The sequence below is a fragment of the Glaciihabitans sp. UYNi722 genome, from assembly GCF_040549465.1.
Lineage (GTDB): Bacteria > Actinomycetota > Actinomycetes > Actinomycetales > Microbacteriaceae > Lacisediminihabitans.
The window spans coordinates 1-19,911 of record NZ_JBEPTL010000030.1; the positions used below are offsets into that span (position 1 = coordinate 1).

Consider the following 19,911-nt stretch of genomic DNA (forward strand, 5'->3'; position numbering starts at 1 on the left):
TCCCGAAACTCCTGAAACGTCCGCGGATAATCCACACCGCCAACAGGCTCTTCGCTCACCAAACAAATCTACTGCACTCAAGCAGACATGCAGAATATATGTTCGAAAGTGGCAGAATAGAGCTATGGAAAACCTCGCCTCGACATTGCGAAACGCGGCCGACGCCGTTGCTCGTCTTGGCAGCGAGCCGGGCGATATTGCACGGCTCGACGACGGCGATTTGATCGCCGCCCAGGATCTCGTCGGACACCTCCAGCGCGTGATGCAGCCTTACGGCGCGTGGGTCGCCGGAGAGATCGCGAGGCGCTCTCGGCAGGAGCAAGGATTCGACGGGCTTGCGAAGCGCGAAGGTTTCATCGACGCAGCTGCGCTCATCCAGTCGAAGTCGGGTGGCACTCGTGCAGAAGCCGCAAAGCTGGTCAACATCGGCACGATGATCACCGAGGTTGCCGCTGCCTCAAGCGTCGCCGCTGCCTCAACCGTCGACGGGCATGAGCCCCCGTCTGTGCCGTGGCAGCAGCCGGTAGTCGCAGCCTTACTCGCCGGTACCCTCGCCCTCGACGGCGCGGAATCAATTCGAAAGGGCCTTGGCGGAATCGACGATGCCGTTGCGGCGTTCGACCTGAGGAAAGCCGCGGAGATTCTCGTCGAAGAATCGATGCTGGTGAATGCCGACCGACTGTTCGCTCGGGCACGACAGTTGCGTGATGAGCTGGATGCCGCCGGGATCGCCCGCCGCGAGAGGGAGCGTCGCGAGCTTCGGTACTTCTCGGTTCGCCGTCGCCCCGACGGCATGGTGGTAGGCGGTTTCGCGCTGGCCGACGAAGATGGCCAGTTATTACTCGACGCCTACGACAGCGCCACCAGCCCGAGGCGTGGTGGCCCCCGATTTGTAGAACAGGCAGATGTCGAGCGATCCGACGCGATGGTAGCTGATACCCGCACGCCAGGTCAGCTGGCGGCGGATGCCATCACCGAGTTGCTCCGGATCGGAATCGACGCTGATCCCCGGCTGGTGCTCGGGCGGCGTCGTCCATCGGTGCGTGTGGTCGTGAGTGAGCGGGTACTCCACGAACGAGCCGGTCATGGCCGAATAGAGGGAGCATCCGATCCGATCGCCTTCGAAACCGTGGAGCGGCACCTGTGCTCGTCGGGTGTTATCGGGATCAAGTTCGACGACGATGGGCAGTGCGTGAACGTCGGACGAGACCAACGCCTTTTCACCGAGCGACAACGAATCGGACTCGCGATCAGGGATGCCGGCTGTCGGGTGGGCGACTGCGATCGTCCGGCCTCCTGGTGTGAAGCACACCACATCGACTACTGGGCTCGAGATCAGGGCAAGACAGATATTGCCGGCGGGATACTTCTGTGCCGACATCACCACATGCTCATTCACGACAACCACTGGGAGATCATCAGGAAGGGTGGTGGCTACTGGCTGATACCGCCGAAATCCGTGGACATTCAGCAGAGGCCACGATCGATGCCGAGTAAAAGTGCGGCGATGCACGATCTTTCTCGAGAGCTGACAGCGGCAACCTCTGCGGCGATGGCCTGACTTCTGGTCGAGGTGATCGGGCTGCCCAACGCGGCCAGGTAACCCAACGCGGCCAGGTAAGCCACTGCGGCCAGGTACACGGGGTGATGGCAGCCTCGAGGGTTTACACCCGATCACCCCAGCGCTTTCGTGGCATCCACAACCTCGTGCATACACAAGCTCGTGCATGGAGGCTAATTTGTTGCTCACGAGAGAAATTGGAATATGCTGCGTATACATATGCGTCGACGAAGAGGGGTGAGGCAAATGCGCGCAAGCGACAGGGCCTACTCGATCCTGAGGGAACAGATCCTCGACAGTGAGCTGCCGCCGGGCACCGTTCTCGCGGAGGTGGAGCAGTCCACCCGGCTTGGAGTGTCTCGCACGCCGCTGCGCGAAGCGCTCTCCAGACTCGCGGCCGAGGGGCTGGTCGCCGCACATTCAGGCCGCGGGCTGATCGTCACCGCCGTCTCCATCGACAACATCACCGAACTGTTCGAGGTGCGCCAGGCGCTCGAGGAACAGGCGGCCCGACTCGCTGCACGTCGACGGGATGTTCGGGTGTTCGAGGAGCTGCAGGCGGAGTTTCGTCGCGCGCCCGAACTGCTCGACAGCGACGATCGCCACGAGTACTACGAACTCGTCGGTCGCCTCGATGCAGCGATCGACGTCGCAGCGGGCAACCAGTTTCTAGTTTCGACACTCGACGTCGTGCGTACCCACGTGGTTCGCATCCGTCGCCTGTCGCACGACAACCCGGAGCGCCTGCGCGAAGCCGCGCAGGAACACCTGATGATCGTGGATGCGATCGTCGACGGCTCGGAATCGCTCGCCGCCCATGCGACCCAGCTGCATCTCTACCGCAGCCTCAAGAACATCCTCGGTTCGCTCGAACCGCAGGCCACGCGCGTCACCGTCTGATCACAGTCCGCCTGATCGCTTCACTGAAAGGAACCCCCGTGCAGTCGCACTCCGTACACGTGCATAAGAGCGAAGAGAACCTCGCCAGGAAAGACCAGCTCGCCTGGAAGATCGCCGAGGTCGCAGCCGACCCCGTCGAGGTCACGGATGAGGTGGCCGAGATGGTGGTGAACCGCATGATCGACAACGCTGCCGTCGCAGTCGCGTCACTGGGCCGCGGTCCGGCGGTCGCCGCGCGTGCGCAGGCGGAAGACCACCCAAACCCTTCGACAAGCTCAGGCGCCGGTTCGACTGTCTTCGGCATCGACGGTCGGTTCGGCCCGGAATGGGCGGCATGGGCCAACGGCGTCGCCGTGCGTGAACTCGACTATCACGACACCTTCCTCGCGGCTGAGTACTCGCATCCGGGCGACAACATCCCCCCGATCCTCGCCGTCGCGCAGCACGTGGGGCAGAGCGGTCGCGATCTGGTGCGCGGTATCGCCACCGGCTACGAGATTCAGGTCGATCTGGTCACGGCGATCAGCCTGCACGCCCACAAGATCGACCATGTGGCGCACCTTGGCCCGAGCGCGGCCGCCGGCATCGGTACGCTACTCGGTCTGCCGGTCGACGTGATCTTCCAGGCCATCGGCCAGGCGCTGCACACCACGACGGCCACCAGGCAGTCTCGCAAGGGCGAGATCTCCACCTGGAAGGCGTACGCGCCGGCCTTCGCAGGAAAGATGGCAGTGGAGGCCGTCGATCGTGCCATGCGCGGCCAGACCAGTCCCACCCCGATCTACGAGGGAGAGGACGGCGTTATCGCCTGGCTGCTGGATGGACCGGATGCCCACTACGAGGTTCCGCTGCCGGAGCGTGGCGAGGCCAAGCGCGCCATCCTCGACACCTATACGAAGGAGCACTCCGCTGAATACCAGGCGCAGGCTTGGATCGACCTGGCGCGGAAGCTGCACGACGAGCATCCGGAGGTCACCGCGGACAGTGTCGAGCGCATCGTGATCCACACCAGCCACCACACCCACTACGTGATCGGGTCCGGGGCCAACGATCCGCAGAAATACGACCCGACGGCGAGTCGCGAAACGCTCGACCACTCGATTCCGTACATCTTCACTGTTGCACTGCAGGATGGCGAATGGCATCACGAACGCTCCTACGCGCCGGAACGTGCCGGCCGCCCCGACACCGTCGCCCTCTGGCGTCGGGTCACCACAACGGAAGACCCCGAGTGGACGCGTCGCTATCACTCCGACGACCCGGCGGAGAAGGCCTTCGGTGGTCGCGTGGAGATCACGCTCACCGACGGCACGACGATGGTCGAGGAGATCGCCGTCGCCGATGCTCACCCTCTCGGGGCGAAGCCTTTTGCGCGCGAGCAGTACATCCGCAAATTCCACACACTTGCCGCCCCGGTCGTCGATCCCGCTGAGATCACACGCTTCCTCGACCTGGTGCAGCGTCTTCCGGAACTCGGCGCGGAAGACCTCGCCGGTCTCACGGTGAGAGCGCGGCCGGGCGTGCTAATTCCGGGACCGAAGGGACTCTTCTAATGCTGTACTCGAACACCACTCCCGCGGAGAAGCGCGCCAACCTGCGTGCCGCCCTCGCGACCGGCGAACTGCTCCGCTTCCCCGGGGCCTTCAACCCGCTGAGCACCAAACTCATCCAAGACAAGAAGTTCGACGGCGTCTACATCTCCGGCGCCGTGATCGCCGCCGACCTCGGGCTGCCCGATATCGGACTCACGACCCTCACCGAGGTGGCGGCGCGGGCCAGGCAGATCAGCCGGATGACCGACCTGCCGTCACTGGTCGATGCCGACACCGGTTTCGGCGAGCCGATGAACGTCGCACGCACCGTTCAGGAACTCGAGGATGCCGGTGTCGCGGGCCTCCACATCGAGGACCAGATCAACCCCAAGCGTTGCGGTCATCTCGACGGCAAGGCAGTCGTGGACTCGGAGACCGCCACCAAGCGCATCCGCGCGGCGGTCGATGCCCGGCGCGACCCGAACCTTCTGATCATGGCGCGCACCGACATCCGTGCCCTCGACGGGTTGGATGCCGCGATCGACCGTGCGAAGGCGCTGGTGGATGCCGGCGCTGACGCGATCTTCCCCGAGGCGATGGCGGATCTCGCCGAATTCGAGGCTGTCCGTAAGGCGATCGACGTGCCGATCCTGGCGAATATGACGGAGTTCGGCAAGAGCGAACTGTTTACCAGCCAGCAACTGGCGGGCGTCGGCATCAACATCGTGATCTATCCGGTCAGCCTGTTGCGTCTCGCGATGGGGGCAGCGGAACGGGGGCTAGATACCATTGACTCTGAAGGCTCGCTGCAATCGGCGGTGCCGGACATGCAGACTCGCGCGCGGCTCTATGAACTGCTCGACTATGAGGCCTACAACACGTTCGACACTTCCGTATTCAACTTCCAGGTACCAGGCACGAGCGAGGGAGCATAATGACCGACCAGGCCACTACTGAAAAAACGATGCACAAAGGGCTCGCGGGCGTCGTCGTCGACTACACCGCGGTCTCCAAGGTGAACCCGGAGACGAACTCTCTGCTTTACCGTGGCTACCCCGTGCAGGAGCTTGCTGCCAAGTGCACCTTCGAAGAGGTCGCCTATCTGCTCTGGCACGGCGAACTGCCGAACGAGCAGCAGCTCGCTGAATTCGAGACCCTCGAGCGCTCGCTGCGCGGTCTCGACGACAATGTGAAGCGAGTGATTGACGACCTGCCGCTCACCGCGCATCCGATGGACATCGTGCGCACCGCGGTGAGTGTCATCGGCGCCAACGATCCGGACACCGCCGACTCGAGCCCGGAGGCCAACCTCACGAAGTCGATCGCGCTGCTTGCGAAGCTGCCGTCGATCGTGGCCTACGACCAGCGCCGGCGTCGCGGCGAAGACCTCGTCGAGCCCCGCGAAGACCTCGGTTACAGCGCCAACTTCCTGCACATGACTTTCGGCGACGTGCCGAGCCTGGTGGCGGTCAACGCTTTCGACATCTCGATGATCCTGTACGCCGAGCATTCCTTCAACGCTTCGACGTTCGCGGCGCGGGTCATCACCTCGACTCTCGCGGATCTCTACTCCGCGGTCGTCGGTGCTATCGGTGCCCTCAAAGGGCCGCTGCACGGTGGCGCGAACGAGGCGGTAATGCACATCTTCGAGGAGATCGACTCCGCGGATGACGTGGAGAAGTGGCTCGACGACGCCCTCGCCGAGAAGCGCAAGATCATGGGCTTTGGTCACCGCGTCTACAAGAATGGCGATTCCCGCGTTCCCACCATGAGCGCGGTGCTCGACTCGCTCATCGACCTGTACGACGCTCCAGAACTCGGAGCGAAGTATCGAGCACTCCAGTCGGCCATGGCGGAGCGCAAGAACATCAAACCGAACCTGGACTACCCGTCCGGCCCCACCTATCACCTGATCGGTTTCGACACAGAGACTTTCACTCCGCTGTTCGTGGCGAGCCGCATCGCCGGCTGGACCGCGCACATCATGGAGCAGCTGGCCTCCAACTCGCTGATCAGGCCGCTCTCCGAATACAACGGCCCCGACGAAAGGCACACTCCGTGACTGTTCCCGAACTGACCCTCAACGACGGCCACGGCATCCCGCAGCTGGGGTTCGGCGTCTTCAAGGTCGATCCGGAGCAGACGGAGCGGATCGTGTCCGACGCCCTCGAAGTCGGCTACCGTCACATCGACACGGCGGCGATCTACGGCAACGAGGAGGGCGTGGGGCGCGCGATCGCGGCATCCGGAATCCCGCGTGACGAACTGTTCGTCACGACCAAGCTGTACAACGACGACCAGGGCACGGATTCGGCCTTCGCGGCCATCGATACGAGCCTCACGAAGCTGGGGCTCGATCACGTCGACCTCTACCTGATCCACTGGCCGGCCCCGGCGCGTGATCTCTATGTCGACTCCTGGAAGGCGCTCGAGCAGATTCGCGAGCGTGGCCAGGCCACCAGCATCGGTGTCTCGAACTTTCTGGTGCCACATCTGAAGCGCCTTCTGGACGAGACGGATGTCGTGCCGGCGGTCAACCAGATCGAACTGCACCCCTACCACCAGCAGGTCGACGTCACCAGGTTCGGTAAGGACTATGACATCGCGACCGAGGCCTGGGGTCCGCTCGGCCAGGGCAAATATCCGCTGCTCGAACTGCCGAAGATCGTCGAGATTGCCGGGCTGCACGGCAAGACGCCCGCGCAGGTGGTGCTGCGCTGGCACCTCCAGAAGGGGCACATCGTGTTCCCGAAATCGAATTCCAGGGAGCGGATCGCCGAGAACTTCGACCTGTTCGACTTCGAGCTGGCGGCGGAGCAGCAGGCCGCCATCACCACTCTCGAGCGTGCGGGCCGCGTCGGCGGCGACCCCAACGAGGTCAACTAAAAACAGCGGCTAAAGCTCCACGCGCACGCCGCGGGGTGTGTCCACGAGCAGTCCGGTGCCGGCGAAGGCCGCTTCGAGGTCTGCCCGCGTCTCGGAGAAGTGCTGCCAGTCCTCGGTGTGCAGGCCGACCACCTGCGTGGCCTGCAGCGCCTGGGCGGCGGCAGCGGCATCCGTCGAGGTCAGGGTGAGGGGTGCGTCGATCACGGGGATGCGGGCGGCACCGGCGAAGAGGATCGCGATGTCTACGGGCGCGAAACGGTCGGCGATCTGGCCGACCAGCGGCACCGACGCGTTGTCGCCGCTCACGTACACGGTCGGTCGATCAGGCGCCTGCAGCACGAAGCCGATGACCGGTCCGGTGCGACGCTCTGAACCCGCCGGCCCGTGGAGTGCCGGGACAGCGGTGACGGTCACCTCGCCGATCTGGTGGGTCTCCCAGTTGTCGAGACCGACAACGCTGCCGCCGAAGAGTTCGCTCGCTGCCTGCAGGTTGCTGAGCGTTGGGATGCCCTGCGCGATCAGCTCGAGACCCTCGTAGTCGAGGTTGTCCTTGTGCCCGTGGTGGGAAAGTAGCACCAGGTCGACCCGGCCGAGGTCAGCCCTGGTGATCGCCGGGCCCGCCGTCTTGACGAGGGGCGTGGAGCCGGGTGCGGCGTCGTAGCCCTGCGGCTCGTCGAAGGTCGGATCGGTGACGATGCGCAGGCCCGCATACTCGAGCAGGGCTGTTGGTCCACCGATATAGGTGATGGCTGTCGTAGGCACCATCCGAGCCTACGCTGGAGAGATGTCCAACAGGCTGAGTGATGCCGTGAGCCCCTACCTGCGGTCGCACGCCGAGAACCCCGTCGACTGGTTCCCCTGGAGCGAGGATGCTTTCGCCGAAGCCGAACGCCGACAGGTGCCGATGCTGGTCTCAATCGGCTATTCGACCTGCCACTGGTGCCACGTGATGGCTCGTGAGAGTTTCAGCGACCCGGTGCTCGCCGGGTATCTCAATGACAACTTCGTCGCGGTCAAGGTCGACCGCGAGGAGCATCCGGATGTCGACTCCAGCTACCTGGCAGCGGCGGGCGCGTTCACCGAGAACCTCGGCTGGCCGCTCAACGTGTTCGTCACCCCGCGTGGGCGTACCTTCTTCGCCGGGACGTACTGGCCGCCGCAGCCGGTGGCAGGGCATCCGTCGTTTCGGCAGGTGCTGGATGCCGTGCTCGACGCCTGGAACGGGCGCCGCGAATCGGTGGAGGACAACGCGTCACGGGTAGCCGAAGCGCTGGCCGCGCATGGCGAGCATTCACGCGGTTCGTTGCCCCTGGCCGGCGAATTCTCCTCCGCGATGGATGAGTTACGAGGCTACGAAGACACCGAATTCGGCGGTTTCGGCGGAGCGCCCAAATTCCCGACAGCGCCCGTGCTGCTGTTCCTGCTGCAGCGCGGCTCCATCGGCGAGACGGATGCTCTGGCTCTCGTGTCGCGCACTCTCGCGGCCATCGCCGCATCCGACCTGCGCGACCCCGTCGAGGGCGGCTTCTTCCGCTACTCGACGATGCGTGACTGGACGGAGCCGCACTACGAACGGATGCTCTACGACAACGCACTGCTGCTGCGGGCCTACACGGAGCTCGAGCAGCTCGAACCCGGCAGCTCACTCGCCACGATCGCGGGCATCGCATCGTTCCTACTCGGCGTGATGCGGCTGCCCTCTGGCGGTTTCGCCTCCGCGCAGGACAGCGAGAGCACCGTCGACGGCAAGCGTGTCGAGGGCGGCTACTATGCGCTGGATGCCGCGGCGCGCGCCACCCAGACGCCGCCCGCCCTCGACGCCAAGGTCCTCACCGGCTGGAACGGACTCGCGATCGAGGCGCTCGCGCTGGCCGGCTTCGTGTGCGAGCGACCGGAGTGGATCGATGCCGCTCGAGGCGCGGCTGATTACCTCATCGAGAACCACATCGCAGCGAACGGCATGCTGCTGCGCGCTTCCATCGAGGGCAGGGTGTCGAATGCGACTGCCACGCTTGAGGACTACGGCATGCTTGCGGCCGGTCTGCTGCGGTTGGCGACCGCCACGGGGGAGCCACGCTACGCGGTCGTCGCACAATCCCTCGTCGACGCATCCATGGCCGCCGGTTCGGCCGCCTCGTTCGGCGTGCCGGGAGGTGCAGACCCCGTTCTCGCATCCCGTGGACTTGCCCTCGAGGTGGACCCCTCAGAGGGCGCCTATCCGTCCGGGCTCAGCGCCATGGCCGCGGCTGCGCTCGTCCTCTCCCTGCTGACCGCGCACGCTCCGTACCGCGAGGCGAGTATCGCGGCAATGGAGCTTCTCGCCCCGCTCGCTGTGCCGCGACCGATCGCCTTCGGGGGAGCGCTGGCCGTGGCATCCGCCCTCGGGCAGCCGGCGGGCCAACTCGTGGTCGTGACCAGCGATGCGGATGCTGCGATTGCCTCCGTCGCGCGCCGCTGGTTCCGTAGTGGCGCCATCACCGCCATCGTCACGCCCGCGCAGGCCGCCGAATTAGCGATCGCCGGCTTCGAACTCTTCGCGGGTCGGCAGGCCGATGCGGCCTACCTGTGCCGGGACTTCGTCTGCCGACTACCGCTGACTGATGCCGCTGAATTGCAGAAAGCCTTAGGCGCCGACGACCAAGGCTGACTCGGGATCGGCGGCCCACTCGTTCAGCGAGCCGTCGTAGATGGCCACGTTGCGCTCGCCGAGCAGGGTGAGCACCAGGGCGTCGGATGCCGCGGCGATGCCGGCGGCGCAGTAGGCGACGATGCGATTGCCGTCCAGTGCCGGCGAGAATCTCTCCCGCAGGTCGTTGTGACCCAGGTAGGCGTTGCTATCACGGTCGACGAGTCGCCCAGCAGGCACGCTGAGGCTGCCGGGGATGTGGCCGGCACGGGCACGGCTGCCCGTTTCGCCGCTGAACTCCGTGGGAGGCACGGCGCAGACCAGCGAGGCGTTCTCCTCGCCACGCACGATGCGTTTGACGTAGGCCTTGTCCGCCCAGAGCTCCGGACGTTCGACTCCGTGGAAGATCGCGGCTGTCGGCTCGCTGTGGCCGATATCCGTCTCTCGACCCTCCGCGTTCCATTTGGCGAGGCCGCCGTCGAGCACGGCGACCCCGTCGTAACCCCAGCTGCGGAACAGCCACCAGAGACGCGAGGCCCACTGGCCGATCGCCGAGTCGTAGACGACGATCGTGGTCTCGTTGTTCACACCGAGAGCACCGGCGGCGCTCTCAAACTGCGACTGGCCGGGCTTCGTGAACCTCAGTCCGGAGCTGGTGTCGGAGAAGTCTTCCAGCAGGTCCGCGAATTGCGCGCCGGGAATATGACCGGTGAGGATGTATTGCTCGTGACCGCTGACGTAGCCGCCGTGGGGTCCGGATGCCACCAGCACCGTCGCATCCAGCACGGTGAAGTTCTCCGCACCGAGGTGGTCGGCGAGCCACTGGGTGGAGACGAGTGGGGACGCGAGTTCTGGGCCGACTGCTGTCATGCCCTCACGCTACCCGCAGTCGCCGGGGGAGCGCTGGTGTCGGAAACCTGGCGTAACGGACGACGAAGTGCGAGCAGGATAGCGACCCAGCCGACGGCGAGACAGAGCTGGCCGATGACCCCGACCGGGAAGTAAATGTGATTGTCGTAGAACAGCAGCGATCCGACAATCACCAGCAGCGCGCCCGGAACCGCGGCGGAGCGGGCCCAGAGGAGAGCGGATGCTGCGGCGATGACGACCGCGGCGATGAACGCGAAATTGCCCAGGGTTCCGATCGCGTTGCCGAGCCCGAACACTGTGCTCGTCGCCGACCCGAAATGGTCGAGTTTGAGGCCGCCGGCACCAATGCCGGCGAGCACATCGAGGGCCGTGTACAGCGCGCCGTAGAGGAAGGCCAGCACTCCGACGACCCAGCTGAGCACGAGGTTGTGGCCGCGGACCACCAGCCATGGTGCGAACCCGAGGAGCGGAAAGACCACCAGCGTACCGATGTGGAGGTTGCGCCAATACTCGGCCGAGGCATCGGTGAGGTGCATGGGATGGGTGACGCCCACCGCGGCTAGCGCGAGCGACGGAACGGCGACAGCGACGTACAGGATGGCGGTGCGAGCCTTCATGGCGTCAGGCTATCAACAGGGCGTGATAGATGATCCGGGGAAGACCCAAGGTCACGCAGACATACCTGCTGCCGCTAGCTGGCCGCCTTGCGCGAGGAGATCACTCCGGTGTCGAAGCCGAACAGTTTGAGTCCGCCGTTGAAGCGCGCGTGCTCGACCTTGATACAGCGGTCCATGACTACGATGAGGCCTTTGCTCTCGCCGTAGATCGCGGCATCCTGGTTCCAGATGCCGAGCTGCACCCAGACGGTCTTCGCGCCGACCGCAAGAACGTCGTCGATCACCGAGGGGATATCGCTTCCCTTGCGGAACACATCGACGATGTCGGGTACGACGGGAAGGTCGGCGAGCGACCTGTAGACCGGTTGCCCGAGAATCTCTTCGGCGTTCGGGTTGACGAAGTAGAGGGTGTAGTCGCTCGACTGCTGCAGGTAGGTGCCGACGAAGTAGCTGGATCGAGCGGCATTCGGCGACATGCCGACGATCGCCACGGTCTTCGCCTCGCGCAGGATGGCCTGGCGTTCCTTGGCGGACGGCCCGACCCAGGTGCGCTGAGACTTGAGCAGTTTGGCCAGTGGCGAACTCGCCGGAAGATCGCAGCTCAGTCCGTTCGCGAGCTGCGTGTTGACAGTCTCAGCGGTTGTTGAGCCTGTCGAAACATCGAGTGTCGCCGTAGCCATCTACTTGCCTTCCGTCGCCTTCGTCAAAGCCTGGTCAAGGTCGTAAACAATGTCTTCCGGGTCTTCTATTCCAACACTGATGCGAACGAGGCCGGGAAGTACGCCGGCATCGACGAGTTGCTGCTCGTTCAGCTGGGCGTGAGTGGTCGAGGCCGGATGAATCACCAGCGTCTTCGCGTCGCCGATATTCGCCAGGTGGCTGGCCAGGTTCACCGATTCGATGAACTTCTGCCCGATGGCACGACCGCCGCGCGTTGCATCGGCACGGACTCCGAAGCTGAAGACCGCGCCCGCCCCCTTCGGCAGATACTTGAGCGCCCTGTCGTAGTGCACGTGATCGGGGAGTCCTGCCCAGTTGACGAACTCGATGCGCGGATCGTTCTGGAGGAATTCGGCCACGATGCGCGTGTTGTCCACGTGCGCCTGCAGGCGGAAGGGCAGCGTCTCGACGCCCTGCGCCAGCAGCCAGGCGGAGTGCGGGGAGAGCGACGGTCCGATGTCACGCAGCTGCTCCGCGCGCAGGCGGGTGAGGAAGGCGTACTCACCGAAGTTGCCGTGCCAGTTGAGCCCGCCGTAGGACGGCACCGGCTGGTCGAACAGTGGGAAGTGCTCGTTGGCCCAGTGGAAACGTCCGGACTCGACCACGACACCGCCGAGCGTGGTTCCATGCCCGCCGAGAAATTTGGTCGCTGAGTGCACGACGACGTCGGCTCCCCACTCGATCGGTCGGTTGAGGTACGGCGTGGCGATGGTGGAGTCGATGATGAGCGGGAGGTTGTGTGCGTGCGCGACATCCGCCAGTCCCCCGAGATCCGCGATCTCTCCGGAGGGGTTGGCGATGATCTCGGCGAAGATCAGCTTGGTCTTGTCGGTGATCGCCGCGGCGTAGTCGGCGGGGTCGGAGCCCTGTACGAAGGTGGTCTCGACTCCGAAGCGACGAAGGGTCACGTCGAGCTGGGTGATGGAACCGCCGTAGAGACTGGCGGATGCCACGATGTGGTCGCCAGCACCGGCGAGCGAGGCGAAGGTGATGAACTGCGCACTGAGGCCGCTGGCCGTCGCGACAGCGCCGAGGCCGCCCTCGAGCGACGCGATGCGCTCCTCGAAGGAGGCGACAGTCGGGTTACCGAGACGGCTGTAGATGTTGCCGTACTTCTGCAGGGCGAAGCGGGCCGCGGCATCCGAGGTGTCGTCGAAGACGAACGCACTGGTCTGGTAGATGGGCAGCGCGCGGGCACCGGTCACCGCGTCGGGGATGTTGCCCGCGTGAATTGCGCGCGTGCGGAAACCATACTCACGATCAGCCATACGGCAACGCTACCGGAGCGCGCTGAGGCTTCCCCGCGCTGAAGCAACACTCGGTAACGCTGATCGAGCCATCGAGATCTCGGCGGGTTCGATCAGCGAGGCCTAACGCCAGCCGGGCAGCCAGTAGTGGATCTGGGCGAACCAGGTCGGCACCTGCACGCCGACCCACACCGGGTAGAAGAAAGCGCTCACCCCGATCACCAGCGCGAGGAAGAATCCGACCAGACGGACGCCGCTGAGCCGTCGCCAGGTCGGGTCCGTTCTCGTGCCGAGCAACAGCCCCATCACGAAGACCAGCCCGAGGATCATGTACGGCTCGAAGACGATCCCGTAGAACTGGAAGACCGTGCGCTGCGTGTACAGCAGCCATGGCAGGTATCCGGCGACCATGCCCATCAGGATGAGGCCGACCTGCCACTGGCGGTAGCGGATGAGGCGATACACGAGATAAAAGATTGCTGCGGTCGCCGCCCACCAGAGGATGGGGTTGGCGATCGAGGTGATGTATTGCGCGCAACCACCGGAGAAGGAGCATCCGCCCTGTCCCTGATCCTGCCCGACGTAGTAGAACGCTGTCGGCCGCACCAGGAACAGCCAGGTGAGCGGGTTGGCTGAGTAGGAGTGGGGGGAGTGTTCGTTGACGTTGAAGCCGTAGACACTCACCTGGTAATGCCAGAAACTCTGCACGGCGTGAGGAACCCAGGAGAGCATTCCCGTCACGGCATTGCCCGGTTGGTCGGCCCAGTCCCGGTAGTAGCCACCCTTGGTCACGAACCAGCCGGTCCAGCTGGCGAGGTATCCGGCGAGCGCTATCGGCACGGTGAGCAGGAAGGTGGCCGGAGCCTGCTTGAAGATGGTGCCGCTGACCCAGAAGGTGACACCAGCGTGCTGGCGTGCGACAGCGTCCACCACGAGCGTATAGACGGCGAATGCCGCCAGAAAGTAGAGGCCGCTCCACTTGACGGCGGTGGCGAGTCCGAAGGCGAGCCCGGCGGCGACCAGCCATGGGCGGCCCCACAGAGCTGGCCCCCAGTCGGTGCCGCGGCCGGCATCCGTTCTTCTGGTGAGCCAGAGACTCAGCCGTCTCGCACTCTGGCCGCGGTCGAGCAGCACGGCCCAGAATCCGAGCAGGCAGAAGATCATGACGAAGTTGTCGAGCAGCGCGGTACGCGACATGACGATCGCGTGGCCGTCGATCGCGAGCAGGCCGCCAGCGATGGTCGCCAGCACTGTGGACCTGAAGAGCTGCCGGGCGATCAGCACCAGGACCACGACGGCGAGAATGCCGACGATGGCGGTGCTGACGCGCCAGCCAACAGTGTTCTCCGCGCCGAACACCTGCAGGCCGAAAGAGATCAGCCACTTGCCGAGCGGCGGATGCGCCACGTAGGAACCGGCGGAGGTATAGACGTCGACGTTGCCGGCGTTGAAACTCTTGTCGGCATCCGCCGGCCATGATCCCTCGTAGCCGAATTTCATCAGCGTGTAGGAATCTTTGACGTAGAAGGTCTCGTCGAAGACCAGCGATCGGGGGTCACCCAGGCGCCAGAGTCGCAGCACGGCGGCGAGCAGGGTGACGGCGATCGGGCCGCCCCAGTACCAGAGGCGCTGGCGCAGTGGTGAGCGGAGCATCCGCCCCCACCAGTCGTCAAGACGGGTGCCGATGGGCTCGGTGTCGTTGGTCGACCCTGTCGAGACCGCGGTGTCGTCGCGGGTGACCAGTTCGTCGAAGTCGGCGGCCGGTGTCGTCACAGGTGTAATGCTAGCCAGCGATCGCTGGGAGGATGGGCAGATGATCATCCTGGCGGCCACCCCGATCGGCAATCTCGGTGACGCCTCGAAGCGGTTGATCGAGGCGCTCGGCAACGCCGAGGTCGTCGCCTCGGAAGACACGAGGGTGACCATCCACCTCATGCGCGCGCTCGGTATCGAGAACCGGCCGAGGCTCATCCCGCTGCACGAGCACAACGAGGTGGTCAAGGCGGCGGAGATCGTCGAGCTGGCCAGGGACGCGGATGTGCTCGTGCTCACCGATGCCGGCATGCCGGCCATCAGCGACCCGGGCTTCTCCCTGGTGACCGCTGCCGCGGCGGCCGGGGTCACGGTCACCGCGCTGCCGGGGCCCTCGGCAGTGATCACCGCGCTCGCCGTATCGGGCCTGCCGACCGACCGGTTCACCTTCGAAGGATTCCTTCCACGCAAAGGCCGCGTCGCCTACTTCAGAGCGCTGGCCCGTGAGCCGCGCACGATGGTCTTCTTCGAATCCCCGAACCGGCTCGCGGATGCCCTGGTTGATCTTGCGACGGCGATGGGCGCCGATCGTCGCGTCGTCGTCTGCCGCGAACTCACAAAACTCTACGAAGAGGTCAAGCGCGGCACAGCGGCAGAACTCGCGGAATGGGCAGCTGCCGGGGTGAAGGGGGAGATCTGCGTCGTCGTCGAAGGCGGCGCCGCGCAGGAGGTCGACCTGGCGACCGGCATCGCCCAGGTGCAGTCGCTCGTGGCCGCAGGGTCGCGGCTCAAGGAGGCGACCGCGGAGGTCGCCGAGGCGACAGGGCTCGGCAAGCGCGACCTGTATGAGGGTGCGCTCAAGCTGAGGTAGGCACGATCCTCAGTTGGCCAGCACGTCGACGTCGTAACTGGAGATGTCGGCATCCGCCGTCGCGATCTCCAGGCCTTCGACCTGCGCCTGTGCAATGAGCATCCGGTCGAACGGGTCACGATGATGTGGCGGAAGGTCGCGAAGCACCTGCCCGTGCGCAGAGGTGAGAGGCAACTCGGTGAATCCCGCCTCGGAGAGTAGGAGCAGCAGTTCCCGCGGTGCCTGGAGCTTACCGCGGGACTGCTTGATAGCGATCTCCGTCACGCTCACGGAGGAGACGAACACCTCGTTGCCGCCGTCAGCGATAGCATCGCGCAGAATGCTGTTGAGCTTGGGGTCGTCCGTCAGCCACCAGAGAAGCACGTGGGTGTCGAGCAGCAGCCTCACTCGCCGTACCAGTCGCGATCGTCCTCCGGTGAGAACACATCAAAGTCGTCGGCGATCACGATCTTTCCGGCGAGCAGGCCCGGCGTTCGATCAGTACGCTGCGGAAGCAACGGTGCGAGACGGGCAACCGGACGACCGTGTCGAGCGATCACGATCTCCTCGCCGAGTTCCACCCGGTTGATCAGCTGGGACAGCTGGGTTTTCGCGTCATAGATGTTCACGGTGGAAGCCATGAACTCAGGCTAGACTCTGGGTGCTGATCTGGTCAAGTCTGGTCAGCGTTGGTAACGCTCATTCAGACTGACACTCGCTCCAGTCGGCTTGCCGTCAGAACCAGGCCACGGCGCAATACGGCCAGACCCGGTGAGTACGGCAATTAGGATGTTCGACATGGCCGCCGGTGAATCCTTCTATATTGCGACGCCTATCTTCTATGTGAACGATGTGCCGCACATTGGCCATGCCTACACGGAGGTCGCGGCCGACGTGCTCGCCCGCTGGCACCGCCAGGCTGGCGACGACACCTGGCTGCTCACCGGAACCGACGAGCACGGCCAGAAGATTTTGCGCACCGCCGTCGCCAACGACACCACACCGAAAGCCTGGGCAGACAAGCTGGTGGCGGATGCCTGGCAGCCGCTGCTGAAAACGATCAACATCTCCAACGATGACTTCATCCGCACCACCGAGGAGCGTCACGAGAAAGCGGTCACGATCTTCCTGCAGAAGCTCTACGACGACGGCTTCATCTACTCCGGTGAGTACGAGGGCTATTACTGCGTCGGTTGCGAGGAGTACAAGCAGCTCGACGACCTAATGGAGCTTCCGAGCGGCGACTATGCTGGCCGGCTGCTCTGCAAGATCCACTCGATTCCGGTCGAGGTGCTCAAGGAGAAGAACTACTTCTTCCGCATGAGTGACTTCCAGCAGCGACTGCTCGACCTCTACGAATTGCAGCCGGACTTCATCCAGCCGGAGAGCGTTCGCAACGAGATCATCCAGTTTGTGAAGCAGGGTCTCGATGACCTGTCGATCTCGCGCTCCAGCTTCGACTGGGGCATCACGATCCCCTGGGACCACAGCCATGTGCTCTATGTCTGGTTCGACGCGCTGCTCAACTACATCACGGCGGTCGGTTACGGCACGGATCAGGAGAACTTCGAACGTCGTTGGCCGGCCGTGCAGCTGGTCGGCAAAGACATCGCCCGCTTCCACGCCGTGATCTGGCCAGCCATGCTCATGGCCGCGGGACTCCCCGTGCCGCGCAAGGTTTTCGGTCACGGCTGGCTGCTGGTTGGCGGCGAGAAGATGTCGAAGTCCAAACTCACCGGTATCGCGCCGTCCGAGATCACCGACACCTTCGGGGTCGACGCCTTCCGCTACTACTTCATGCGCGCGATCAGCTTCGGCCAGGACGGGTCATTCAGTTGGGAGGACCTCTCGGCGCGCTACCAGGCGGAACTCGCCAACGGCTTCGGCAACCTGGCCTCGCGCGTGATCGCGATGGTCTCTCGGTACCGTCAGGGCGTCATCCCGAATCCCGGGCCCTTCACCGAAGCGGATGAGGCGATCAGGGCGGCGGAGCGCAGGGTCACCCTCGATGCCGATGCCGCGATCGAGCGTCTCGCCATCCACGAGGCGCTGGCCTCCATCTGGACCCTCGTCGACGAACTGAACGGCTACATCACCATCCAGGAGCCGTGGGCGCTGTCGAAAGACCCGGCCAACGCCGAGCGCCTCGACACCGTGCTCTTCACTATCGTGCGTGGCCTCGGAACCCTCGCGGTGCTCCTCGCACCGGTGATTCCGGATGCTGCGGCGAAACTGTGGGCGGCGATCGGCGGCTCGGGTGCCGTCGCCGACCAGGATGTGCGTGCGGCCTACGACTGGACCGGCGCACCAACGGTCACCGCGCTGGAGAGCCCGCTGTTCCCGCGCATCGAGCAAGTGGAGACCGCGAGCGCGTGACCGACCCCTCGCCCTACGCGGCTGATGTGCCCCGTCGCCAGCGCGACGCCACCTCCGAGCACGGCCAGAAGCGCGACCTCAGCTACCCGCCGTTGCCAGAGGCCCTCATCGTTCCGGTCTACGACAACCACACGCATCTCGAGATCGCCGACGGCGACCCTTCGGCAGACTCAGGGTCGGGGCCGCTCGACTATCGGGAGCAGCTCGACCGAGCGTCGAGCGTCGGTGTCCGCGGTGTCGTGCAGGTGGGCGGCGACCTCGAGACCTCGCGCTGGTCGGCCGAGATGGCCGCGCGCGAGCCGCGCATGCTGGCCGCGGTCGCCATCCATCCGAATGAGGCGCCGCGCTATGAGGCGGCGGGAACGCTGGATGCCGCGCTCGCCGAGATCGACGAACTGGCCGGTCGTCCGCGGGTGCGCGCTGTGGGTGAGACCGGGCTCGACTTCTTCCGCACCGACGAATCGGGGCGCGGCGCCCAGTACCGCTCTTTCGAGGCGCACATCGAGATCGCGAAGCGGCACGGCATCGCCATGCAGATCCACGATCGCGATGCCCACGCTGAGGTCATCTCCACCCTTCGGCGGTCGGGTGCCCCGGAGAAGACCGTGTTCCACTGCTTCTCCGGCGATGCCGATATGGCCAGGCTCTGCGCCGACAACGGCTGGTACCTCTCCTTCGCCGGCACTGTGACCTTCACAAACGCGGGCAACCTGCGCGACGCGCTCGCCGCTATTCCGCGCGATCGCATCCTGGTCGAGACGGATGCCCCCTACCTCACCCCCTCACCCCACCGCGGTCGTCCGAATGCGCCCTACCTCATCCCGCACACCCTGCGGTTTATGGCGGATCATCTCGGGACTGACGTCTCGATGCTCGCGGCGCAGATCTCGTCGAACACTGAACTGGTCTACGGCAGCTGGGATGCCGAACCCGTCACCCCCGAGCAGGGTTCGCCCTATGACGAGGCCATCGACTCGTCCGATCTCGCGTGAGCGCTCTCTTCACTCCGCCCACGTTTCTCCGGAGGATATCGGCTTTCGGGCGCTGCTCGGCCCCGGTGGCGGCTTTCGGTCCGTGGTCTTGGTCTAAAGCTCCGGAGAAACCGACCTTGGTGCGCCGTGGCTGAGCCCGCGAAACTCCTCGGCCCGGCCGAGATTCGTGACCTCGCCGAACTGCTCGGCCTCCAGCCGACCAAGAAGCTCGGCCAGAACTTCGTCATCGACGCGAACACCGTCCGCCGGATCGTCAAGGCGGCGGGGGTGACCACGGGCGAGACCGTTGTGGAGATCGGCCCTGGGCTCGGATCGCTGACCCTCGGACTTCTCGAGGTCGGGGCATCCATCGTCGCGGTGGAGATCGACAGGCGGCTGGCCACCCAGCTACCGCTGACCGTCGGACTGTTCGCCCCTGAGGCCTCCCTCACCGTGCTGACCGCCGATGCGATGACGATCACCGAGCTACCAGGCGCTCCCACCGGCCTCGTCGCCAACCTGCCATACAACATCTCGGTGCCGGTGCTGCTGCACTTCCTCGAGTATTTTCCGTCGATCGTGTCGGGGCTGGTGATGGTGCAGGCCGAGGTGGGCCAGCGCATCGCCGCGTCGCCCGGTTCGAAGATCTACGGCAGCCCGAGCATCAAAGCCGCCTGGTACGGCGACTGGCGCACGGCTGGCCAGGTGAGCCGCCAGGTGTTCTGGCCGGTGCCCAACGTCGACTCGATCCTCGTTCGGTTCGACCGTCACGAGCAGCCGGGTATGGAGCAGGAGCGTCTCGCCACCTTCGCGCTGGTGGATGCCGCGTTCCAGCAGCGTCGCAAGATGCTGCGTCAATCGCTCTCGGTGGTGCTCGGCGACAGCGGTGCGGCATCCGCGCGCCTCGAAGCCGCCGGAATCGCGCCGACTGCCCGCGGCGAAGAGCTCACAGTAGACGACTTTCTGGCCATCGTCCGCGCCTGAGGTCGACGACGGGGAGACG

The 19,911-nt window shown here is 65.1% G+C and carries 19 protein-coding genes; 11 read left to right on the forward strand and 8 right to left on the reverse strand.

The features are described 5' to 3' along the window. The first annotated feature begins 124 nt into the window (after positions 1–124). The 6 genes from ABIB56_RS16560 to ABIB56_RS16585 all read left to right on the forward strand — a co-directional run bounded on the left by ABIB56_RS16560 (position 125) and on the right by ABIB56_RS16585 (position 6,879). Positions 125–1,561 carry an HNH endonuclease signature motif containing protein gene (locus tag ABIB56_RS16560; RefSeq protein WP_354570325.1) on the forward strand — a complete coding sequence of 479 codons (1,437 nt, stop codon included), beginning with the start codon at positions 125–127 and terminating at the stop codon, positions 1,559–1,561. Between the two features lie 246 nt (positions 1,562–1,807). After that, a complete protein-coding gene (locus ABIB56_RS16565; RefSeq protein WP_354570326.1) occupies positions 1,808–2,461 on the forward strand; it encodes a GntR family transcriptional regulator in 654 nt (217 codons plus the stop codon). A 38-nt stretch (positions 2,462–2,499) separates the two neighbouring features. Further along, positions 2,500–4,014 carry an MmgE/PrpD family protein gene (locus ABIB56_RS16570; protein WP_354570327.1) on the forward strand — a complete coding sequence of 505 codons (1,515 nt, stop codon included), beginning with the start codon at positions 2,500–2,502 and terminating at the stop codon, positions 4,012–4,014. Next, entirely contained in the window at positions 4,014–4,928 is a 915-nt protein-coding gene (prpB, locus tag ABIB56_RS16575) for a methylisocitrate lyase (protein WP_354570328.1), read from the forward strand. The genes ABIB56_RS16570 and prpB overlap by 1 nt, the downstream gene beginning before the upstream one ends. Beyond that, entirely contained in the window at positions 4,928–6,055 is a 1,128-nt protein-coding gene (locus ABIB56_RS16580; RefSeq protein ID WP_354570329.1) for a bifunctional 2-methylcitrate synthase/citrate synthase, read from the forward strand. Before prpB ends, ABIB56_RS16580 begins: the two co-directional genes overlap by 1 nt. Then, a complete protein-coding gene (locus tag ABIB56_RS16585) occupies positions 6,052–6,879 on the forward strand; it encodes an aldo/keto reductase (RefSeq protein ID WP_354570330.1) in 828 nt (275 codons plus the stop codon). The genes ABIB56_RS16580 and ABIB56_RS16585 overlap by 4 nt, the downstream gene beginning before the upstream one ends. Positions 6,880–6,888: 9 nt before the next feature. Here the strand turns inward: ABIB56_RS16585 and ABIB56_RS16590 are convergent, their stop codons facing one another. Continuing rightward, positions 6,889–7,641, reverse strand: coding sequence for an MBL fold metallo-hydrolase (locus ABIB56_RS16590; protein ID WP_354570331.1), 753 nt, complete (start codon positions 7,639–7,641; stop codon positions 6,889–6,891). A gap of 22 nt (positions 7,642–7,663) precedes the next feature. On the opposite strand from ABIB56_RS16590, the gene ABIB56_RS16595 reads away from it, so the two are divergent. Further along, entirely contained in the window at positions 7,664–9,526 is a 1,863-nt protein-coding gene (locus ABIB56_RS16595) for a thioredoxin domain-containing protein (RefSeq protein ID WP_354570332.1), read from the forward strand. Here the strand turns inward: ABIB56_RS16595 and ABIB56_RS16600 are convergent. The 5 genes from ABIB56_RS16600 to ABIB56_RS16620 form a co-directional block, all read right to left on the reverse strand. Next, a complete protein-coding gene (locus tag ABIB56_RS16600; RefSeq protein WP_354570333.1) occupies positions 9,503–10,375 on the reverse strand; it encodes a sulfurtransferase in 873 nt (290 codons plus the stop codon). The two genes, ABIB56_RS16595 and ABIB56_RS16600, sit on opposite strands and share 24 nt — an antisense overlap. Further along, positions 10,372–10,992: a hypothetical protein gene (locus ABIB56_RS16605; protein ID WP_354570334.1), complete on the reverse strand. Its 621-nt coding sequence runs from the start codon at positions 10,990–10,992 to the stop codon at positions 10,372–10,374. The genes ABIB56_RS16600 and ABIB56_RS16605 overlap by 4 nt, the downstream gene beginning before the upstream one ends. Before the next feature lie 74 nt (positions 10,993–11,066). Beyond that, positions 11,067–11,672: a CoA-binding protein gene (locus ABIB56_RS16610; RefSeq protein WP_354570335.1), complete on the reverse strand. Its 606-nt coding sequence runs from the start codon at positions 11,670–11,672 to the stop codon at positions 11,067–11,069. After that, the gene (locus tag ABIB56_RS16615) at positions 11,673–12,980 is read right to left on the reverse strand and encodes an O-acetylhomoserine aminocarboxypropyltransferase/cysteine synthase family protein (protein ID WP_354570336.1); all 1,308 of its coding nucleotides are present in this window, start codon (positions 12,978–12,980) and stop codon (positions 11,673–11,675) included. It abuts the gene before it with no gap. 102 nt (positions 12,981–13,082) lie between these two features. Further along, the gene (locus tag ABIB56_RS16620) at positions 13,083–14,732 is read right to left on the reverse strand and encodes a dolichyl-phosphate-mannose--protein mannosyltransferase (RefSeq protein WP_354570337.1); all 1,650 of its coding nucleotides are present in this window, start codon (positions 14,730–14,732) and stop codon (positions 13,083–13,085) included. A gap of 40 nt (positions 14,733–14,772) precedes the next feature. Between ABIB56_RS16620 and rsmI the strand changes: the two genes are divergently transcribed. Beyond that, positions 14,773–15,582, forward strand: a complete 810-nt coding sequence (gene rsmI, locus ABIB56_RS16625; RefSeq protein WP_354570338.1) for a 16S rRNA (cytidine(1402)-2'-O)-methyltransferase — start codon at positions 14,773–14,775, stop codon at positions 15,580–15,582. Positions 15,583–15,591: 9 nt separating this feature from the next. Here the strand turns inward: rsmI and ABIB56_RS16630 are convergent, their stop codons facing one another. Both ABIB56_RS16630 and ABIB56_RS16635 read right to left on the reverse strand, forming a co-directional pair. Beyond that, positions 15,592–15,969 carry a type II toxin-antitoxin system VapC family toxin gene (locus ABIB56_RS16630; protein WP_354570339.1) on the reverse strand — a complete coding sequence of 126 codons (378 nt, stop codon included), beginning with the start codon at positions 15,967–15,969 and terminating at the stop codon, positions 15,592–15,594. Beyond that, the gene (locus ABIB56_RS16635) at positions 15,966–16,202 is read right to left on the reverse strand and encodes a type II toxin-antitoxin system Phd/YefM family antitoxin (protein WP_354570340.1); all 237 of its coding nucleotides are present in this window, start codon (positions 16,200–16,202) and stop codon (positions 15,966–15,968) included. The genes ABIB56_RS16630 and ABIB56_RS16635 overlap by 4 nt, the downstream gene beginning before the upstream one ends. Positions 16,203–16,359: 157 nt before the next feature. On the opposite strand from ABIB56_RS16635, the gene metG reads away from it, so the two are divergent. From metG to rsmA, 3 genes are all read left to right on the forward strand, one after another. Next, positions 16,360–17,937 (forward strand): methionine--tRNA ligase, encoded by a 1,578-nt coding sequence (gene metG / locus ABIB56_RS16640; protein ID WP_354570341.1) that lies wholly within the window; start codon positions 16,360–16,362, stop codon positions 17,935–17,937. Then, positions 17,934–18,929: a TatD family hydrolase gene (locus tag ABIB56_RS16645; protein WP_502917621.1), complete on the forward strand. Its 996-nt coding sequence runs from the start codon at positions 17,934–17,936 to the stop codon at positions 18,927–18,929. The genes metG and ABIB56_RS16645 overlap by 4 nt, the downstream gene beginning before the upstream one ends. Before the next feature lie 126 nt (positions 18,930–19,055). Beyond that, on the forward strand, positions 19,056–19,892 hold the full coding sequence (gene rsmA, locus ABIB56_RS16650) for a 16S rRNA (adenine(1518)-N(6)/adenine(1519)-N(6))-dimethyltransferase RsmA (RefSeq protein WP_354570342.1): 837 nt from the start codon (positions 19,056–19,058) through the stop codon (positions 19,890–19,892). The last annotated feature ends 19 nt before the right edge of the window (positions 19,893–19,911 follow it).

Excerpts from the sequence above, each read along its gene's own strand:
- ABIB56_RS16560 (WP_354570325.1), top strand. The coding sequence starts at position 125 with ATGGAAAACCTCGCCTCGACATTGCGAAACGCGGCCGACGCCGTTGCT.
- ABIB56_RS16565 (WP_354570326.1), top strand. The coding sequence starts at position 1,808 with ATGCGCGCAAGCGACAGGGCCTACTCGATCCTGAGGGAACAGATCCTC.
- prpB (WP_354570328.1), top strand. The coding sequence starts at position 4,014 with ATGCTGTACTCGAACACCACTCCCGCGGAGAAGCGCGCCAACCTGCGT.
- ABIB56_RS16580 (WP_354570329.1), top strand. The coding sequence starts at position 4,928 with ATGACCGACCAGGCCACTACTGAAAAAACGATGCACAAAGGGCTCGCG.
- ABIB56_RS16595 (WP_354570332.1), top strand. The coding sequence starts at position 7,664 with ATGTCCAACAGGCTGAGTGATGCCGTGAGCCCCTACCTGCGGTCGCAC.
- ABIB56_RS16600 (WP_354570333.1), bottom strand. The coding sequence starts at position 10,375 with ATGACAGCAGTCGGCCCAGAACTCGCGTCCCCACTCGTCTCCACCCAG.
- ABIB56_RS16605 (WP_354570334.1), bottom strand. The coding sequence starts at position 10,992 with ATGAAGGCTCGCACCGCCATCCTGTACGTCGCTGTCGCCGTTCCGTCG.
- ABIB56_RS16610 (WP_354570335.1), bottom strand. The coding sequence starts at position 11,672 with ATGGCTACGGCGACACTCGATGTTTCGACAGGCTCAACAACCGCTGAG.
- ABIB56_RS16615 (WP_354570336.1), bottom strand. The coding sequence starts at position 12,980 with ATGGCTGATCGTGAGTATGGTTTCCGCACGCGCGCAATTCACGCGGGC.
- rsmI (WP_354570338.1), top strand. The coding sequence starts at position 14,773 with ATGATCATCCTGGCGGCCACCCCGATCGGCAATCTCGGTGACGCCTCG.
- ABIB56_RS16635 (WP_354570340.1), bottom strand. The coding sequence starts at position 16,202 with ATGGCTTCCACCGTGAACATCTATGACGCGAAAACCCAGCTGTCCCAG.
- metG (WP_354570341.1), top strand. The coding sequence starts at position 16,360 with ATGGCCGCCGGTGAATCCTTCTATATTGCGACGCCTATCTTCTATGTG.